Annotated in this window: 16 protein-coding genes and 1 CRISPR repeat array; of the genes, 13 read left to right on the top strand and 3 right to left on the bottom strand. The window is 49.2% G+C overall.

From position 1 onward, the window contains the following. Positions 1-238 precede the first annotated feature (238 nt). Positions 239-802: a GerMN domain-containing protein gene (locus DXA36_RS31810; protein WP_182479351.1), complete on the top strand. Its 564-nt coding sequence runs from the start codon at positions 239-241 to the stop codon at positions 800-802. Between the two features lie 19 nt (positions 803-821). On the opposite strand, the gene DXA36_RS31805 is transcribed toward DXA36_RS31810, so the two are convergent. Both DXA36_RS31805 and DXA36_RS31800 read right to left on the bottom strand, forming a co-directional pair. After that, positions 822-1526: a DUF6320 domain-containing protein gene (locus tag DXA36_RS31805; RefSeq protein ID WP_118683516.1), complete on the bottom strand. Its 705-nt coding sequence runs from the start codon at positions 1524-1526 to the stop codon at positions 822-824. A 94-nt stretch (positions 1527-1620) separates the two neighbouring features. Next, positions 1621-2952, bottom strand: a complete 1332-nt coding sequence (locus DXA36_RS31800) for an alcohol acetyltransferase (protein ID WP_243114786.1) — start codon at positions 2950-2952, stop codon at positions 1621-1623. A gap of 215 nt (positions 2953-3167) precedes the next feature. Between DXA36_RS31800 and DXA36_RS31795 the strand changes: the two genes are divergently transcribed. The 7 genes from DXA36_RS31795 (at position 3168) to DXA36_RS31765 (ending at position 8875) form a co-directional block, all read left to right on the top strand. Further along, entirely contained in the window at positions 3168-4112 is a 945-nt protein-coding gene (locus DXA36_RS31795; protein WP_243114785.1) for an alpha/beta hydrolase, read from the top strand. 60 nt (positions 4113-4172) lie between these two features. Continuing rightward, the gene (locus tag DXA36_RS31790) at positions 4173-4679 is read left to right on the top strand and encodes a GNAT family N-acetyltransferase (RefSeq protein WP_118683506.1); all 507 of its coding nucleotides are present in this window, start codon (positions 4173-4175) and stop codon (positions 4677-4679) included. An 81-nt stretch (positions 4680-4760) separates the two neighbouring features. Continuing rightward, the gene (locus tag DXA36_RS31785; protein ID WP_118683504.1) at positions 4761-6152 is read left to right on the top strand and encodes a radical SAM protein; all 1392 of its coding nucleotides are present in this window, start codon (positions 4761-4763) and stop codon (positions 6150-6152) included. Further along, positions 6143-7159, top strand: coding sequence for a hypothetical protein (locus DXA36_RS31780; protein WP_118683502.1), 1017 nt, complete (start codon positions 6143-6145; stop codon positions 7157-7159). The genes DXA36_RS31785 and DXA36_RS31780 overlap by 10 nt, the downstream gene beginning before the upstream one ends. Further along, positions 7113-7460 carry a VOC family protein gene (locus tag DXA36_RS31775; RefSeq protein WP_243114787.1) on the top strand — a complete coding sequence of 116 codons (348 nt, stop codon included), beginning with the start codon at positions 7113-7115 and terminating at the stop codon, positions 7458-7460. Before DXA36_RS31780 ends, DXA36_RS31775 begins: the two co-directional genes overlap by 47 nt. 1 nt (position 7461) lies before the next feature. Then, on the top strand, positions 7462-8259 hold the full coding sequence (locus DXA36_RS31770) for an alpha/beta fold hydrolase (RefSeq protein WP_118683498.1): 798 nt from the start codon (positions 7462-7464) through the stop codon (positions 8257-8259). A 31-nt stretch (positions 8260-8290) separates the two neighbouring features. Further along, entirely contained in the window at positions 8291-8875 is a 585-nt protein-coding gene (locus DXA36_RS31765; protein ID WP_118683496.1) for a sugar O-acetyltransferase, read from the top strand. On the opposite strand, the gene DXA36_RS31760 is transcribed toward DXA36_RS31765, so the two are convergent. Then, on the bottom strand, positions 8872-10356 hold the full coding sequence (locus DXA36_RS31760; RefSeq protein ID WP_118683494.1) for a GntR family transcriptional regulator: 1485 nt from the start codon (positions 10354-10356) through the stop codon (positions 8872-8874). The two genes, DXA36_RS31765 and DXA36_RS31760, sit on opposite strands and share 4 nt — an antisense overlap. A 226-nt stretch (positions 10357-10582) precedes the next feature. Here DXA36_RS31760 and DXA36_RS31755 point away from each other — a divergent pair, with 226 nt between their 5' ends. The 5 genes from DXA36_RS31755 (at position 10583) to DXA36_RS31730 (ending at position 18410) form a co-directional block, all read left to right on the top strand. Continuing rightward, on the top strand, positions 10583-12823 hold the full coding sequence (locus DXA36_RS31755) for a bifunctional diguanylate cyclase/phosphodiesterase (RefSeq protein ID WP_243114784.1): 2241 nt from the start codon (positions 10583-10585) through the stop codon (positions 12821-12823). A 338-nt stretch (positions 12824-13161) separates the two neighbouring features. Then, positions 13162-14061, top strand: coding sequence for an NAD-dependent epimerase/dehydratase family protein (locus tag DXA36_RS31750; RefSeq protein WP_118683492.1), 900 nt, complete (start codon positions 13162-13164; stop codon positions 14059-14061). Positions 14062-14144: 83 nt separating this feature from the next. Next, positions 14145-14858 (top strand): class I SAM-dependent methyltransferase, encoded by a 714-nt coding sequence (locus DXA36_RS31745; RefSeq protein ID WP_118683490.1) that lies wholly within the window; start codon positions 14145-14147, stop codon positions 14856-14858. 204 nt (positions 14859-15062) lie between these two features. Beyond that, a CRISPR array of direct repeats spans positions 15063-15507; the repeat unit is 34 nt; unit sequence GTCACAACCCTTTGCGGGTTGTGTGGATTGAAAT. A gap of 1279 nt (positions 15508-16786) precedes the next feature. Then, positions 16787-17335, top strand: coding sequence for a sigma-70 family RNA polymerase sigma factor (locus tag DXA36_RS31735; protein ID WP_118683486.1), 549 nt, complete (start codon positions 16787-16789; stop codon positions 17333-17335). Positions 17336-17345: 10 nt separating this feature from the next. Further along, on the top strand, positions 17346-18410 hold the full coding sequence (locus DXA36_RS31730) for a DUF4179 domain-containing protein (RefSeq protein WP_118683484.1): 1065 nt from the start codon (positions 17346-17348) through the stop codon (positions 18408-18410). The last annotated feature ends 111 nt before the right edge of the window (positions 18411-18521 follow it).

The following is an 18521-nucleotide window of genomic DNA, read 5'->3' as shown; positions in this document are numbered from 1 at the left end:
CCTAAGGACCGGCGTGCTTATAACGCCCCTTCCAGGAATCCTTGCAGGGCAGCCGCCGCACAGGGAAGCAGGGCCGGGGGACGCCAAACCTTTTATCTGCACCCTGATGTCAATTTCCGTTTGACAGTGAGGGAGGAATCGAGTACAATTTTACAAGATCAGGTGTTTATCTGATATTACAGCTAGGTTTTTACCAGCCTGATCGGAATACGTGCGGTGCACGCAGATGGGAGCAATTATGAAAAAGAAGTATAGGGGTATCCTTGCAGGGCTTTTATGTGTCACGGCTGTTTTGGCTGCCTGCGGAAGAAATGCAGAGGAAACCGGGAATTTTAATACGCCGGATAATAATGCTTCAGGCAGTTCGGAAACGATCCTGGCATTGGAATCGGAAGAAGATGCGGCTGCAGAAACGGGTGAGCCGGAAACTGTCCTTATTTATTTTGGATCCAGTATGGGAAAGGAATTGATGACGGAAGAGGTGGAGCTGCCGAGGAAAACACCGGAGGCCATTATCGGGGCCCTGCGCACGAAGAATATTGTGTCGGTGGATACCAAGGTAAACGATTTCCGATTGTCGGAGGATGGAAAGCAGATTGAGCTGGATTTATCCTCCGGGTTCCGGGATTATCTTAAGACCATGCAGGAGGGAAGCGAGGCTGTGATCATGGCGGCGCTGACCAATACCTTTCTGGATGCCTACGGTGCCGGGGAACTGCGGGTGACCATTAATGGGGACACTCTGGAAACCAAAAACAGAACCTATAAGGACGAGCTTACCTTCGTGGATTCCGTGGAGTAAAAGGGCTGCATTTCTGAAATCAGAAATGCAGCCTTCTTCTTACGGCGCCCCGTAACCGTTTTCGGGAAAGCATGGTGATCAGGGCAACGATGATAATCGCACAGGCGGTCAGAACCACCGCGGACCAGGTGAGCAGATAAGGCTCCGCCAAAAAGCGGCGGATGAGCAGTTCGATGGAAATGCACAGGATCGCAATTTCGGCAAACAGATAAAGAGCGGTGGCAAGAAAAGAAGAAGATATCCGCCTGCACAATGCCGCCAGAATAATAGCCAGCAGGGTGACGACGCCGGTAATGGGCAGGGCCAGTTCATAAAACCAGCGGGAGCTGGGTGTATTGAAGGTTATCAGGTATTCATAAAGGCCGATGGCCAGCCCGTCGAACAGCAGGGAAAAATAAACGGGCAGCTTCGAATAAATAAAAGCGGGAATAGCGAGTACCCACAAAATAATGCAGATACCGATTACATACAGGGACCAGGCGCTGTTGTTGAATACCAGCAGGTTCAAAAGTCCGCAGGAGGCGCCGGCAGCGATGAGGACAAGGGAATAGAGGATTGCCACATCTTTGTTTTTTACCGTTTCCACCTGCCCGTTTTCCCTGGGGAAGGGAGGGACGGAATGGTTATAGGCTACTTCGTTGGGATTGATGACCGGCGTATTACACAAAGGACAGCGTTCCAGCGATTCGTCCAGCTTTACGCCGCAGTTCACACAATATGACATAATTAGACTCCAATCTGCCGTGAGGAAAGCAGCCACGGCGTTTCTTTTATTGATTACGGAGACAGCCTGCAAAGCTGGCATCCGTTGTCAGTGCCTATTCTTCGTCAAAGGTACGGTTGCTTTCAATGGTTACATGAATGCCGTCCTCCACCAGCTTACGGAAAAAATAGCGCTCCACATCCGCTTCGATTATACAGCTGGCAAAATTGATGGTCAGGGTATCTTCAAAGCTGATAATGGCACAGTTGGTCCTTGACGAAAAGGGCTGCCCCATATAAATATCAAAACGGTCGATATACGGCTTCATATCCTCCGGCACTTTCATTGCCCCCATATTGGTCAGCCCGGCGGAGGAATTTTTATCCTGTACCTTGCGGTAGAAGGTCCTCACCACAATGTCCTTCAGAAACAGGGGAACTACGCGGATAAAGGGATTCCGGGTGGTGGCGGCGTTGGTGGTGATATCGCCTCTCAGAAATTTTTCATTAATATAATAGCGCATGAAATTATGCACTTGGGTAACAATTTCTTCAAAGGTATAATTCCCCAGCCGGGGATCGATGGAAGGGTAAACCATGGTGATGAAATTGCGCAGGGTTTTGGATGGGAAAAAGCGTCTCAGGTTTACGGGCAGGGCGATTCTGACCGGATACAGCTTCAGGTGGAAATCCATGTGCTGCTTGTTCAGCAGGGCATAAAGAAGGACGGAATTCAGGTATTCCGTGATCGTTGCGTTATAGCCGGCAGCTACGGCCGCCACCTCCTTTACGGACATGATTCCGTCTATGATGTTGAAGGTATGGAAAGGCTCCTTGGTGCCTCTGACCCGGTAGGTTTTTTCCGCCGGACGGGGCGGGCAGAAAAGTGCGTTGGCATAGCGCATATAGGCATCCTCCAACTCCTCCGGATCCGGTTCCCCTTCCACATCCAGCACATAGCCGCCGTTGGATATGGCAGCGCCCAGCAGGCGCAGGTAAACCGCGGTGATGGTCTGAAGCACGCACATGCCCCCGGAGCCGTCACCCAGACAGTGATGGCATTCCAGGGAGATCCGTTTCCCGTAATAAAATACCCGGAGGAGGTACCGGCTTCCTGATTTGAAATTCATGGGCATACAGGGATTATGGATATCCGGCTGGACAAAAGGGCCGGGCCGGTTGTTTGGCTCCAGATAGCGCCAGAAGAGGCCTTTATGGATACAGACCTTATAGGTGGGAAAACGCCTGAGGGCAATATCTACCGCCTGCTGCAGCACCTCCGGCTTTATTTCCTCCTTCAGAAGGACGGAAAGCCTGTAAACGGAAGAAAAGTCCCGCCTTTGCAGGGTAGGATATACAATCGCGGACAGATCCAGCCGGTACCATACCCTGGATGGGTTTCCGGCCGCCGCGCCGCTTTTTTTGTTGGTATGCATACGAAATGTCATCGGCTCGATTCCTTTCTCTGATATTATTATTATAAAATTATTCCTACCTTTATGCAAGACTATCACGGATATAATATATGCCGGCCGCCGGATCCCCTTTACGTCATTTTCTATCTATGATAGGATGAAAAAGAAAGAATTATTCGAACTGTTTATCATGCACATAAGCGATCCGGCAGAAGCAAAGCAAAATCCTGTGGGGGATGCCGGGCGGAATGAGAGGAAATATGGCACTTTTTGATAAATCTATGAATGTACTGAAAAAAAACAAGGAACAGGAACAGAACCAGAATCTGATGAAGCTGATAAAAAGGGTGCACAGCGTGGTGGAGAACACGGATATTGAGAAGCACCGGCAGTCCCAGGACTACTTCGGGGCGCTTCTGGGGAACAGCAAGGATATGGATATCTGCTCTGTGGAAGTGGAAGGGATGCACTGTGAATGGGTGCGGGCCAACCGGGTGCACATGAAAAAATATGTGATTCTTTACTGCCACGGAGGAGGCTATTCCACCGGCAGCTGTATCTATGCAAGGACGCTGACTACCAAGCTGGCTGCCTCCACCTCTATGGATGTGTTCTGTTTTGACTACCGTCTGGCCCCGGAATATCCGTATCCGGCCGCCATGGAGGATGCGATGAAGGCGTGGAATTACCTCATGCTTCTGGGATACGGCGCAAAAGATGTGATAGTGGTGGGCGATTCGGCCGGCGGAAACATGGCGCTGTCCCTGGTGGTGAAGCTCAAGGAGGAGAATCGTCTTGTGCCGAGAGGGATCGTCCTCCTGTCCCCGTGGACGGATCTGACGGCTTCGGGAAAGACCCATGAAAGCAGGGCTGAGGTGGATCCGGTACTGGATGAAGAATACCTGAAGCAGATGACGGAAAATTATGCTGCCGGGCAGGATTATGAAAATCCGGAGATTTCCCCGCTTTTTGCGGATTTGACCGGATTTCCGCCCACCTATATCCAGGTGGGGGATAATGAGGTCCTTTTAAGCGACGCCACCATGCTTCATAAAAAAATGATAAAGGCGAATGTGCCGGTCCGTCTGGATGTATTCAAAGGGATGTGGCATGTGTTCCAGATGTCGCCTTTTAAAACGGCCTATGAGGCCATGGACCAATGTGCGGAGTTTATTTTTGATATCTGCCGCTGACAAGCCTCACAGTACGAAGAACGGAAAAACCGCATCTTGACGGAGTTGGGAGGGAATGGGATGGAATATCGGATACGGCCTGTGGAGCCGAAGGATGCTCCGGGGCTTAGTGCCATCCGGCGCATGCCGGGCGTTTTTGAAACGATACTTGGAAATCCCGGAGAAAATCCCGGGAAAATGGAAACGATGATCGCCGGCCTGGGGGCGGATGATTATTTTTTTGTGGCGGTAACGCCCGACGGACAGGGCGGGGAACTGGTAATTGGTTCCGTAAGCCTGAAGGTGTTTGCAAACCCCAGAACCCGTCACGCGGCGGGAATCGGGATTATGGTGCACAAGGATTACCAGAACCGGGGAATCGGGCGGGCGCTGCTGCAGGAGGCTGTAAATCTTGCGGACAACTGGCTGATGCTGATCCGCCTGGAGCTGACGGTTTTCACGGATAACGAACGGGCCATACATCTGTATGAATCCATGGGCTTTCAGCGGGAGGGGATCCGCAGGAAGGCAGCTGTCAGGAACGGCGTCTATATGGACGAGCTGGCGATGGCCCGGATCCGGGAATGACCGGAAACACTGGCGGCAGGCCTGCCTTGCACAGGCGGTTCGGGAAACGGGAAATATACGGAAAGACAGAGGAAAACGACAATGGGAATCCTTCATAAAGCGGCCCAATACCGGGCATATAAAGAAGGGGTGATCCATACAACCCTGAATCCCAAGGGGCCGGGAGCGGTACGGATCCATCTGATTCCTCCTAAATGGAGGCCTTTTTCAGAGGCACCTTATGTAATGATATTAAACGGCTGTTTCATCTTGCCTCTGGGTTATTCCTGGGCTATCCTGCTCGGGAATTTCATCAGTGAGGTGAACCGGTTTGACGGGGAACCCATCGATGAAAGACAGATGCATCAGATCATGGACCGGGCGGCGGCAAAAACCAGGCGGGTGTATTATGTGAAGGAACAGGAGCTGAAGGAGGATTTGCAGGAAATGCTGGCTATGCTGTATGGGGTGGCGCGGGGGGAAGAGCCTTCCGGGAACATAGAGCCGCTGTCTCTCAGGGAGTATGCCCGCAATATGACGGCGCCGCACCGCATGGATCTCATGGTAAGCTCTATGCTGGACGAAGAGGGAAAATGGAACTGCAGCCTGAAATGCAGGAACTGTTATGCGGCCGGGCAGCCCGCAGCGGGGGGAAAGGAGCTATCCTCCGGGGACTGGTTCGATATTATCGACAAATGCCGCAGGGCGGGGATCTGCCAGCTGACCTTCACGGGAGGAGAACCCACCATGCGCAGGGATTTGCCGGAGCTGGTGGAGCATGCCCGCTGGTTTGTCACCAGGCTGAATACCAACGGTACCATGCTCACTGAGCCGCTTTGCAGGAAGCTGTTCGAAGCCGGTCTGGACAGTGTCCAGATCACCTTGTATTCCGGAGATGCTGCAGTACATAACCGGCTGGTGGGGGCGGACTTGCCTGGGACATGGGGAAACTGGGAAAAAACAGTGTCCGGGCTGCACAATGCCCTTAAAGCAGGGCTGAATGTGAGTGTGAATACCCCGCTTTGCAGGGAAAATAAAGACTATATCCGGACACTGGCTTTTTTGAAACAGACCGGTGTACGCTATGTTACCTGTTCGGGCCTGATAGAAACTGGCCGGGCGGCATCCGGGGAATCCCAGCTGCATGCGGAGGAGATGAACGGCCTTATCCGGGAAGCCATGGCTTTTTGTTCCCAGCACGGGATGGAGCTGAGCTTTACCTCACCCGGCCGGGCAGATAAAGAGGTGCTGGAAGAACTGGGAATTGCGGTGCCTATGTGCGGCGCATGTCTTTCCAATATGGCAGTCGCCCCGGACGGGAGCGTTGTTCCCTGTCAGAGCTGGCTGGGAGAGGGAGCGGCGATCGGCAATATGAAGAAAGACGGCTGGAAAAAGATCTGGAACCATCCTGTTTGTAAGTCCATCCGGGAAATGGAGGAAGGGGAAGCCCTTTCCTGCCCGTTAAGGAAGGAGGCTGCAAAAGCATGGGGGTGATAGAGCAAAAAGCCGGAAAAAAGGAGAAGATGCCGGACAGCCTGAAGAACGTGCTCATCTTTCTCTGCGTTGTTGCGGCGGGCGGCTGTATACTGGCTGCTTATCTCATCCGGGGGAACCTTCCCCTGGACAGGCTCTTAGAGTACCGGATTACGGTAAGCCCCGGGAAGGATGGCTCCCTGGAAATAACCTACAGCTATCAGTGGGAGGTCCTCAATGACAGCAAGGAAGGGCCTCTGACCTGGGTCAGCCTTGGGGTGCCCAATTCCTCCTGTACCCTTCTTGGATATGATGGCGCCATAGCAGGGCTGCATTCGGCTTATAATGGGGGCGGCCTGATGGAATTTGATCTGGACAGGGAATACGGAAAAGGGGAGGTGGCGGTTTTTTCCTTTACCATCCACCAGGAGCGGATGCTGTGCAGCAATAAAAAGGATGCATCCCTTCCCTATTATGACTTTGCGCCGGGCTGGTTTGACAATATGGAGGTGGAGCATTATCTTTTTACCTGGGAAGGAAGCCCTTTTATCACAGAAACAAATGCGGACAGACAAGAAGGGGCGGATTATGTCTGGGAAGGCAGCCTGGAAAAGGGAGAACGGCTGTGGATGAAGCTGTACTATGAAGAGGCCGCATTTACGGATCCCGTGCTTGTGGAATGGGCGCCTGCATCCGGACACAGCGAAGGGGAGAGTTCCGTGGATGACGGTATGGTTATGATTATCCTGTTGTTTACCATCATAGTCGGCTATAAAGCTTCCTGGGGCAGGGGAAGGTATGCATATGGGAAGGGGCGCGGCTATTATGGCAGTTACCATGGCAGGCATGGGGGGCCGGGTACCGGCTGCGCCTGTGCCTGTGCCTGCGCCTGTGCCTGTGCCGGAGGCGGCCGGGCGGGCTGCAGCCGGAAGGATTTTTACCATACGGAAGAAAGAGAGGATGAAAATGACATTAGGGGAAGTGTGCCTGTTGACCAATCGTGTACCGGAGCTGGCGGAATTTTATAATTGGCTGCTGCAGACGGAAAATAAAAGCGGGGATCCGGTTCATCAAACCATCCTTGCAAAAGAAACCATGCTTACCATCTATAATGACGGGGAAGAGCACAGCCTTCCGCACGCCCGCATCTGCCTGGCGTTTACCGCAGAGGATGTGGATAAGGAGTATGAACGGCTGAAGGAAAGAGGGATTACCATCATCGAAAAACCGGCCGCCAGACCCTGGGGCGCCAGAAATATGAGTTTTTATGATCCGGACGGAAATGTGGTTTATATACGCAGCCTCCCGAAGCAGGAAGCAGGAGAATGAGATGGAAAAAAGGGAACTGATGACGGCGAGAGGAACCGTTTATTACTGGATAGAAAAGAATAAAAACCCGGATGCGAAATGGATTCTTTTTACCCATGGGCTTACCGCAAACCATACGATGTTTGAAAAACAGACGGCGTTTTTCCGGAAAGAGTATACGGTTGTCACCTGGGATGTCCCTCTTCATGGGATTTCCAGACCTTACCGGAATTTTACCTATGAAAACTGTGCGGAGGATATGAAGGACATACTGGACCGGGAGCAGGCGGAAAAAGCGGTGCTTGTGGGAATGTCCATGGGAGGCTATCCCAGCCAGGCGTTTGCTTCCCGTTACCCGGAGAGAACAGAAGGGTTTGTGGCTCTGGATACCACGCCCTTCGGTACCGGCTATTATTCTAAATCCGATATCTGGTGGGTAAAGCAGGCGGCCCCTATGGCCCGGTGGTTTCCTGAGGGATTGCTGAGAAAGAGTATGGCGCAGTCTGTATCCCGCACAACATATTCCCGTGAAAAAATGACGGAGATGCTGTCTTGTCTGACAAAGGCACAGATTATTGAACAGATGGATATTGCTTACGGCGTATTTATCAAAGAAAATAAGGACAGACAGCTGTCCTGCCCCGTGCTGATTCTGGCCGGGGAATATGACAAAACCGGAAAGGTAAAAGCCTACTGCAGCGCATGGGCGGAAAAAACGGGGTATCCCCTGCACATCATAAAGGATGCCGCCCATTTTTCCAATGGGGATAATGCGGAGCAGGTGAACCGGGAAATCGAAACCTTCATAAAGCGGTTGTAATGCCGGAAACAAGTAACGGAAAAGGAGAGATATGACGGAGAGAGAAAAAATGCTTGCCGGCCTTTTGTATGACTGCGGGGATGAGGAGCTTTTATCCCGCTGGCATAAGGCCAAAGACTTAATGAGGGATTATAATCTGACCGATTCGCAGGATATAGACAGGAAAAACAGGATTCTTGATGAGCTTCTGGGCGGACGGGGACAGAATTTATGGATAACAGCACCTTTTTATGTAGATTACGGAAACCAGATTTTCTTTGGTAACAATTGTGAGGTTAACATGAACTGTACTTTCCTGGATGGCAATGTGATCCGGATCGGGGATAATGCATTGATAGCCCCCAATGTCCAGATTTATACGGCATTTCATCCCGCTAATGCAAAAGACCGGTTCGGGGAGCCAAGGGAGGATGGATCCTTTTCTTTCTGCAAAACCCGGACCGCTCCCGTTATCGTCGGGAATAATGTGTGGATCGGAGGCGGGGCAATCCTCATGCCGGGTGTGACGATTGGTGATAATGTTGTCATCGGTGCAGGAAGCGTGGTCACCCGTGATATTCCATCCGATTCCGTAGCCTGCGGGGCGCCCTGCCGTGTGATCAGGGATAATAATTAAAGCCTGCGGGGTCCGCGTCCGGGGAAGGAGGTATTGTCGGGCGGCACGATTTTTTTCGCTTCGGTGAGCCCGCCCTGGATCAGAAAGGTGCGGATTACCTGGAAAATATGGCAGTAGCATTGGGAGAGGCAATCGGTAAAACCCGTCTGATCCTTCTGCTGCAGATATCGGAAGGCCTCCAGGCATTTTTTCTTAAGCTGTGTCTGGCTTCTGGTCCCGTTGCTGTAAAAGGCGAAATAATAGCCCCACAACAGCAGTTTGTTGCTCTCCTGCAGTATGGTTTTCAGGGGAGGCAGCGGCAGCAGTTCCAAAATATAGTCAAACATGGAAGCCAGAAGGATTGTGTCTGGTCCGGTAAGCCTGTTATGCAGGCGGGAAGCGTCCATCCGGTTAAAGACCAGCTGTATGGCGGGGCGGATGGCGATAGCCATAAACTGCAGCGCGCTGAGATAGAGCAGCGTATCCCTTTTGTAGGTTTCATCCTTCATACAGCGGAAGGTGGTTTCCTCATCAGGAAGGATGGCTATGGTCCCTTTCCCGTTTACGGTTTTGGCAAACCCCAGTTTGTTAAGGACTGCAAGGGCTTTCCTTATGGTGGCGACGGAAACCTGGTACTGGCTGGAAAGGCAGGCTTCGGAAGGAAGAAGGGCACCGCGTCTGTAGAAGCCGGTGCCGATTTTGTCTATCAAATCCCGTGAAACCTGGGTGTAATAGTGATCCCGCCCGCGCTCGGAGATCCAGGAGAAGGACGTGCCGGGAATCTCCCGGATAGCAGGAAACCGTTCTGCCAGAAGCTGCAGATAGCCTTGGATGCTTCCTGCGGCAGGGGCGTACAGGCGGGAAAAGGCATCCTGGATTTCCTGCCGGCTGCCGCCGGGAAGAAGGGCGGCAATCGCCATGATACGTTCCTTTTCTTCGTCAGGGATGGTATAAGAGGGATCTTCATCGCCCATCAGGACAAGAGGAACCTGCGCATAGACCTCCAGACTGGCATAGAGGTCATTCAGCAAAAGGCTGCCTGTTCCATGAAGCAGATCATGAAACAGATTAGAGGGGATCCGGCGGCTGTTGAACCCCGGTCCCTTTTGGATATACTTCCGGAACTGCTCGTAATGCTCCAGCTGCTCCAGACTGCAGCTGACTGCCGCAAACGAAAAAAGAGGCGGCAGCAGCAGGGAAATGGTTTCATAAACCTCAACAATGGAGCTTTTGCGCTCCAGTACAAAACGCAGGATGGAATTTTCCCCGGCTGCACCGGGCGGACGGTAAATGACACGGGCTGCTTTTCGTTCCTCCGTGCGTATCAGGCCCTCATTCCTGAGGGAGGCAAGCACATCCTTTACCGTACGTATCCCTACATGATAGGTATCGCACAGCCTGCTCATGGAGGGAAGCGGGCTTCCGTACCGGTAGCAGCCTGTGAGTATCTGTTCCCGCAGACTGTTATATAAAAAATCATACAATGTTTTTTTCTGCTGCATTCGTGGCTTCACTTCCTTCGTTTGCTATTTAGGTTCCCACAGATCGTTTTATATATTTATATTTTTAAAATATCACATCGCAAATACTTCCATCAACCTTTATGCTGACGTATACAGATTTTATCTTGTTACGGAAAAAGTTTCGTAATAAAATATAAAAATGAAAAATGTGTTATGATGTAACACTCAGGTATGCTTCAGGGTAAAGGAGAGGTTCCGTTACACGATGAAGAAATGGCAAAGAAAAGAAAAAAGAATACTGCAGGCGGGGATGAAGGTTCAGATAGCCGTATTGGGTATCCTGATACTGCTAATAGCCGCTGTGACCCTTCAAAGTGCATTTGGCCTGAAAATGGCGGTTGAGAAAAGTACGAAAGCGTATGTAAGGGATGTGGCGGATCAACTGTCTTCCGACATTGATGACCGTTTGTTTAAAATCAGCCGGGAACTGCTTCTGGTGGGAGACAGCCTGCTGCGGACGGGAACGGATTTGAATGAGAGGGAGGTAAAAGAATATCTTGGCAGGAAAAGGGAAATTCTGGAGTTTGGCTCTATGATCGTACTGGATACCGAAGGCAGAAAACTGGTTATCGGAGATCCGATAGAGGAAGCGGGGCATTTATCCGGCATTCAGAATTCCTTTCAGGGGAATAACGGGGTTTCCTTTCTGGACGGTCAGACGATTCTCTATTCGGTGCCCTTATTCCGGGGAAATAAAGTGGTCGGCGTTCTCGGGGGAACAAGAAGCAAAGAAAATATGCAGGTGCTGATCCAGCCCGGTAGCTTTAACGGACACGGGCTGAGCTGCATCGCGGATAGGAACGGAAATGTGGTGATTTCGCCAACGGATCTGGAACCCTTTATGAAACTGGATGATATTTTTAAAAAAGAATCCGGAGGAGCCGCAGCCGGCAATATTCACCAGATGCAGGAAAACATGAAAAAGGGGACGGACGGTGTGTTTTCTTTTGTTGCAGTGGACGGCACACAGCTAATCCTTTCCTACAATTATCTGGAAACCTATCACTGGTTTTTGCTCACACTGGTTCCGGCCGATTTGATCTCCTATGAAACCGACCGGTATATTATGCAGACATTTGCCATTGTGGCCGGAACCATACTTCTGTTTTTGCTGCTGCTTTTCGCTTTATTATATATTTACCGGAATAACCGCAGACGGCTGGAGCATATCGCCTTTGTGGATGAGGTAACAGGAGGAATGAGCAATGCCGCCTTTCGGATAAAACTGAAGGAAATGTTAAAAAGTGCAGAAAAAAACCGGTATACGGTCGCCGTAATCAATATCTGCAATTTCAAGCTGATAAATGAAAGCTTTGGAAGCCGGGAAGGGGATAAAACACTGCGATACTGTATGGAAGTGCTGCAGAGGAATGTGCGGAAGGGGGAACTGGCGGCCAGAGGAGAAGAGGATAATTTCTTCCTCTGTCTGGAGGAAAACAGGCAGGAGGCCATTACCGCCCGGCTGCAGGCAGTTATTGCCGATATTAATTCTTTTAATCGTACGGCAAAAAACCCTTATTATCTTTTCTTCCGTCAGGGGGCGTATCTGATTGACGATCCGCAGATGGATATTACTATTATACAGGACCGGGTGATGACCGCCTGTCTGAACCGGCAGGAATACGAAGAAAACACCTGTGTTTTCTATGATTTTCATTTTACGCAGCGGATAAAACAGGAACACGAACTGAACGCCATGCTGCCGTCCGCTTTGGAAAACCGGGATTTTCAGGTGTATTTTCAGCCAAAGGTTAATCTCAGGAAGGGAAAGGTGGCCGGTGCAGAAGCCCTGGTACGCTGGCGGAATCCTGAAAAAGGGATGATATCGCCGGAAGACTTTATTCCCTTATTTGAAAAGAACGGGAATATCTGCAAGCTGGACTGCTACGTATTTGAAGAAGTGTGCCGCATTCTGGATCAATGGCGGAAGGAAGGCAGGGAGCTGTTTCCTATATCTGTCAATTTATCCCGCCAGCATTTCAAAAATCCGGACTTTATGGAACAGTTTGTGGAGATAGCGGTTAACTATCAGATACCGAAAGGTCTGCTGGAACTGGAATTGACGGAATCCATCTTTTTTGATGACAAGGGAATTGCTTTGGTACGGGAGAACATAGACAAAATGCATGAACTGGGATTTAAGTGTTCCCTGGATGATTTCGGATCCGGCTTTTCCTCCCTCGGCCTGCTTAAGGAATTTGATGTCGATACCATCAAACTGGACAGACGGTTTTTCATGGATATGTCAAAACCGAAGGCGCGGGATGTTGTGGAATGCCTGATTGAACTCTCCCGGCGGCTGAAGGTACAGACGGTTGCCGAAGGAATTGAAACCGGGGAACAGATTGAATTCCTGAAACGTATCCAATGCGATATGGTGCAGGGGTACTATTACTCCAGGCCGCTTCCGGCAGAGGAATTTGAAAAGTGGGTAGGGTGGCGGTAAATAACGGGATATAGCAACGGGAGCCTGGAAGCTCCCGTTCTGTATGTGCAGGTGCCGGCTCTTCCTTTTTTGTTTTCGGAATTCGGAAAGATACATGGGAAAAGTAATATGGAAGGGACATGGAAGGAAAACAGAAGGAACATAAAAAATCATAGAAGAAACATAGAAAACACACGAAAGACATAGCACGAATGGCATAGAAGATTGAAACAAAGGCTTATACATGGTAGGATAGGAAAAGGCGGGAGCACATAAGAGGGCCAGGCACACCAGACGGAGCCTTGTCTCATTAGAAACAGTGAAAATCCGCCGGCTGTTCATGAAGAGGAGAAAGAAGCATGGATATTCTGGTATTGGGAGGAACCCGTTTTTTCGGCGTTCATCTGGTTGAAAGACTTTTGCAGGCAGGACATCGGGTCACAATAGCAACCAGAGGGCGGACAGAGGATCCCTTTGGAGAGCGGGTAAAACGTCTGAAAGTGGAGAGAACAGACGGGGAAGATATGAGAAAAGTATTCTGGGGCCGCTGCTATGACTTGGTTTATGATAACCTGGCATATTGCCCGATGGATATAAAAACAGCTCTGGATGCCATTTCCTGCGGACGATATATTTTTACTTCGTCCGCATCGGTATATGAACTGCACAGGGACACCAGGGAATCGGATTTTTCCCCGGAAGGAAAAGAACTTGTATGGTGCCGCCGCGAGGAAGTGGAATATGACGAAGGGAAAAAAGGGGCTGAAAGCGCTTTGTTACACGCATATCCCGGACAAAAGGCGGCATTTGTCCGTTTTCCGTTTGTGATTGGAGAAGACGATTATACGGACAGGCTCTATTTTTATGTGAAGAATACGATACTGGGGATTCCTATGTATGTGGATAATCCGGACTGCCGGATGAGCTTTATCGGCTCCGTGGATGCGGGATCCTTTTTAGCGCAGCTCGCGGCAGCGAAGCTGGAGGGGCCTGTAAATGCCTGCTGTAAGGGAACCCTTTCCATCAGGGAAATACTGACATGGGTAACCGCAGAAACAGGAAAAAATCCTGTCCTGTGTGAGGAAGCTGCCCCGGCACCCTATAATGGAGCAGAAGATTACAGTCTGAATACAGATAAGGCAGAACAGGCCGGTATCCGGTTCCGGGATCTTCACAGCTGGATTTTCGGGCTGCTTGCCCATTATGTGGAGCGGGCTGGAAAAGAAATAAGCCCTTCTTTTTTTAAGAAAGGAATATGAGGTTCCGTTTCATTTGGAGTCCTGTTACAATAAGCGGGAAAGAAAAATAGCGGTACGGCAGGATAGGAGGCGGGTGAAGCAGAATGAAGAATAAGATGATTATAAGAGAAAATACAGAAGCTTATATGAAGGAACTCCGTAGGTGGACGGAGCAGGTACAAGACAGCAGACTGGAAGAAATGGCCTCTTTTTTCAGAGACAGACTGGGAGAGTATGAGGCGCATATGTCCGTTTGGCGTTCCGCCTATAAACACTTGGCAGCACTCATCCCTGAAAATACGGAAACCCTGCTGGATTTGGGATGCGGCACAGGTCTGGAGCTGGATGAAATACTGCCAGTCCGTCCTGCCCTTGAGGTGACGGGAATCGATTTATCACAGGATATGCTTGCGGTTTTATCGGCTAAACACCCGCAGGTTAAACTGATTCAGGCGGACTATTTCCGTTATGATTTTGGAAAACAGGTTTATGATATGGCGGTTTCCTTTGAATCCCTGCACCACTTCAAGCCTGCGCTAAAGCAGAAGTTATACAGGCGGATATGGGAAGCGTTGAAAGAAGGCGGAACTTTTATAGAAGCGGATTATATTGCCTGCTGCGAGGAAGAGGAAACATTATTAATGGGTCTTTACGATTCCAAGCGCGAAAAAGAAAAAATCCCGGAGAATGTTTATGTCCATTTTGATACGCCGCTTACCTGGGAGCACGAGAGAGAAGCCCTTTCCGGGGCGGGCTTTACAGGCGTGGAACTTATCTGCAGTATCGAAGGGGCAACCTTCATAAGAGCGGAAAAGTAGAAGAATAAAAAGAAAAACATGCTGATGATAGTAAGGTGCGAACCCCAAGTGCACATGAATTTACCGGGGGATTCGCACCTTGTTTTGTGTGGAAAACGAGGTTTTTTTGACGGTTTTAGAGAGAAAAAGTACGAATAGGATAGATTTTCGGTAGTTTGAACAAGGAAAATGTGTTAGAATGAGATGAAAACGTTGAGTTTTGCAGTCACAACCCTTTGCGGGTTGTGTGGATTGAAATATATCCATGGCACCGGCAAAGGGAAGGATTTTACCGTCACAACCCTTTGCGGGTTGTGTGGATTGAAATTTTAAATGTCATGATGTTTCTCTTTCTCCCGGCATAGTCACAACCCTTTGCGGGTTGTGTGGATTGAAATAGGCCAGTAGGCCGGGAAGGGGAAAGGATGAACGTCACAACCCTTTGCGGGTTGTGTGGATTGAAATGATGGTGTTGGTCACTGTAAAGATGGAGCTGTCGGTCACAACCCTTTGCGGGTTGTGTGGATTGAAATTGCAAAAAATTGAATATTCATCGGGATTCTGCATCGTCACAACCCTTTGCGGGTTGTGTGGATTGAAATTCGCATAGTTCTCCTTTAACCAGTCCTCAAGCCTGTCACAACCCTTTGCGGGTTGTGTGGATTGAAATGCATCAAAATATGGTTATTAGCCCTAAAAATAAGGTCACAACCCTTTGCGGGTTTAAATCCGATTATGGTATCGGTGTTGTCTTTACAAATCGTCACAATCCTTTGTGGGCCTTGTGGACATTTATTATTGTGGTATACTAATAAAAGTGAATTAGTTTATGAGAAGAAAAATTGTGCTGTAATAGTTAAGTATGGTAACTTTTAATAACGAGTGGGTAGAAAATTTTATGGTGCGAATGTGAAGTGTACATAAAAACATGGGGGGATTCGCACTGTAAAAAAACTGAATAATGCATGGATATAATTGTTTTATAAATACATAACAAACAATGGTTAATGATTTTATGAAAAGAGTATAGTTTTTGCCTTTATGAAGCATGATTTTTGATGTTTTTTGCTGTCGAGGCTTTCACAGCCTCGTGGATTGAAATGAACTTTGACCCGGAGATAGAGGGGGAGACTAGTCGAGGCTTTCACAGCCTCGTGGATTGAAATCCCTATCGTAAATAATCTGTGTCACCCGGAATTGTCGAGGCTTTCACAGCCTCGTGGATTGAAATAAAGGAATCAGAACTGATAAATTACCATCAGAATGTCGAGGCTTTCACAGCCTCGTGGATTGAAATTACCTTAAAACAGTCCTGTGCTTCCCTCTGAAACGTCGAGGCTTTCACAGCCTTGTGGATTGAAATACCGGACGATTCACAATCCAGTCACGTATCCTGGTCGAGGCTTTCACAGCCTCGTGGATTGAAATTCGATTTTATCTGTGTCAATCCTCATAGTCTCTCGTCGAGGCTTTCACAGCCTCGCCGTACGTCTGTTTTGCCGGTGATTACCTAATTGAAAATCAGATGAATGGAGGATGGAAAGAGGGTTTGTGATGAAGGCTCGTTCAGAACCTCACTTTCTGTTTCTGACAAAAAATAACGTATTATGGACTGTATCCCTGCTGATTGAGGCAGGTGGTACCAAACTTTTTTATCCACACCCTGGAATTCAGAATAAGGCAGATTTCAGACTGCCTTATCTTCCGGGGAAAACCTCTGTAATTAGCCTGTTCCCGTCCTGATTCTGTAATCTCTAAACCTGCGGTTAAGGGTTGACATTGTCCCGCGTCTCTGCCGTTTGCGGCCTCATAAAATCCGGTCAAAAATAAAAAAAATTTGAAAGGGATAGATTTTCCCTTCCTTTTACGAATCAGATAGTGAAAGGAGTAAACCAAAGGATAGAAAAAAGAGGCTGCAGACTCGGCTTTGGTTTGAGATGGAGTGGTGTATGAAAGCAAATGAAGATAATTTTATCTCCCTGATAAAGAAACGCCGGGAAGAGGGAATCCGGTATGTAATGGAAGAATATGGAGGACTGCTTCAATCCATAGTGAAAAAAAGGCTCTTCGGTATGCCGGACAGGATTGAAGAATGTATGAATGACATTTTCTTCGGTATTTGGAATAATATCAGTTCCTTCGACCCCGGCAGAAGCAGCTTTAAGAATTGGGCGGCAGGAGTTGCCCGCTTTCAGGCTATTGATTATCTGCGCAGATACGGAAGGCAGCTTCAGCAGGAAGCATGGGAAGATGTGGAATTTCCCGTGGAGGATGATAACCTGCTGCGTCTTGTTGAAAGAGAGCTTTCCCGGGAGACGGAGGAGCTGCTGAACTGCCTGAAACCAGAGGACAGGGAAATCTTTGCAAGGATTTTCATACAGGATCAGGATGTGGAAACGGTAAGCGCGGAAATGGGGATTCCCAGGGCCGCCGTTTATAACAAAATCTCCCGCGGCAAGAAAAAAATGAGGCGCGCTGCGGGTGAAAACCGGAAATAAGGAGTAAGCTATGGATAAAAGAATATATGATATGGCTAACAATATTGTCACGGGCTTTTCCGAAGAGGAAAATGCGGAACAGGATATAAGGAAGCTGACAGAAGCAGAAACAGGAAAATATATGCACAATTTCAGAAAAAGAAAGAAAGGCGGAAAGAAAAGTATACCGGGGCCTGGAAAAATGGCGGTTTGTGCTGCGGCGCTGCTTCTTATCGTGGGAACAGCCGCAGCAAGCAGTGAGGTACATGCCGCTATAGAACGGCTGCAGTGGACAATCGGAAGTGCACTGGGCCTGCAGAAGGATTTGGAGGATTACAAGGAGGTTGTGGATACTACGGTGATGGACAGCGGTTATGCGCTGACTTTGCATGAGGTAGTGGCATCCGAGGAAGAGCTGTGGATCAATTTGTCCGTACAGAAAGAAGACGGTACCCCTCTATCCCTGGATGAAATTTCCCCCGACGGTATTATTGCAATCAATGGAAAACGGATATATGCAGGAAGCGGCGGCGGAATCCATTATCTGAATGAGGAAAAGACGGCTGTCGGAATGGAAATGCATTACAGCAGCGACGGCGTGGATCTGACAGGAGAGAAAGATTACCAGATCATTTTCCGCCATTTGGATAGGGAAGGGAAAATCAAAGGAAACTGGACCTTTTCCTTTACGGCCGATGCCTCCACTTTAATGGCGGATACGCTGCGCATCCGTCTGGAGAAAACCTTTACGCTCCCCAACGGAATTGCTGTTACGCTGACTGAATTTACCAGCAACGATCTGGAACAGCGGATTTTTTATACCGCGGAGGCAAAAGAAGCGATAGATTACGATTTACTTGTCAAAGCTATAGATGAGGAGGGGCAGGAATACACCTTTTATTTAAGCCAGTTTAACGGCAAAGAGAAAAAAGGGTACCTGCGTGCCCAGGATACACGGATTCCGGATGGGATCGCTCATGTGGAAATGACTCTTTATACGGTAGCCATGCCGAAGGAAAACGGCAAAATGAGTAACGATTTCCAGCCGCTGGGAGACAGCTTTATGGTGGAAGTCAAAAAACCTGCGGGAATATAAGAAACGTACCGTAATCCGGGTGGCACAACAGAAGAGAACGTAGTACAATAAGGACAGATAGTGTGAAAGAAAGTAGAGGTCAGCCAATAAATGGCGCACTTGAATAAGCTG

Origin of the sequence: Eisenbergiella sp. OF01-20 (genome assembly GCF_003478085.1) — a bacterium.
Taxonomy (GTDB): Bacteria; Bacillota; Clostridia; order Lachnospirales; family Lachnospiraceae; genus Eisenbergiella.
This window is presented reverse-complemented; position numbering and strand designations above follow the sequence as displayed.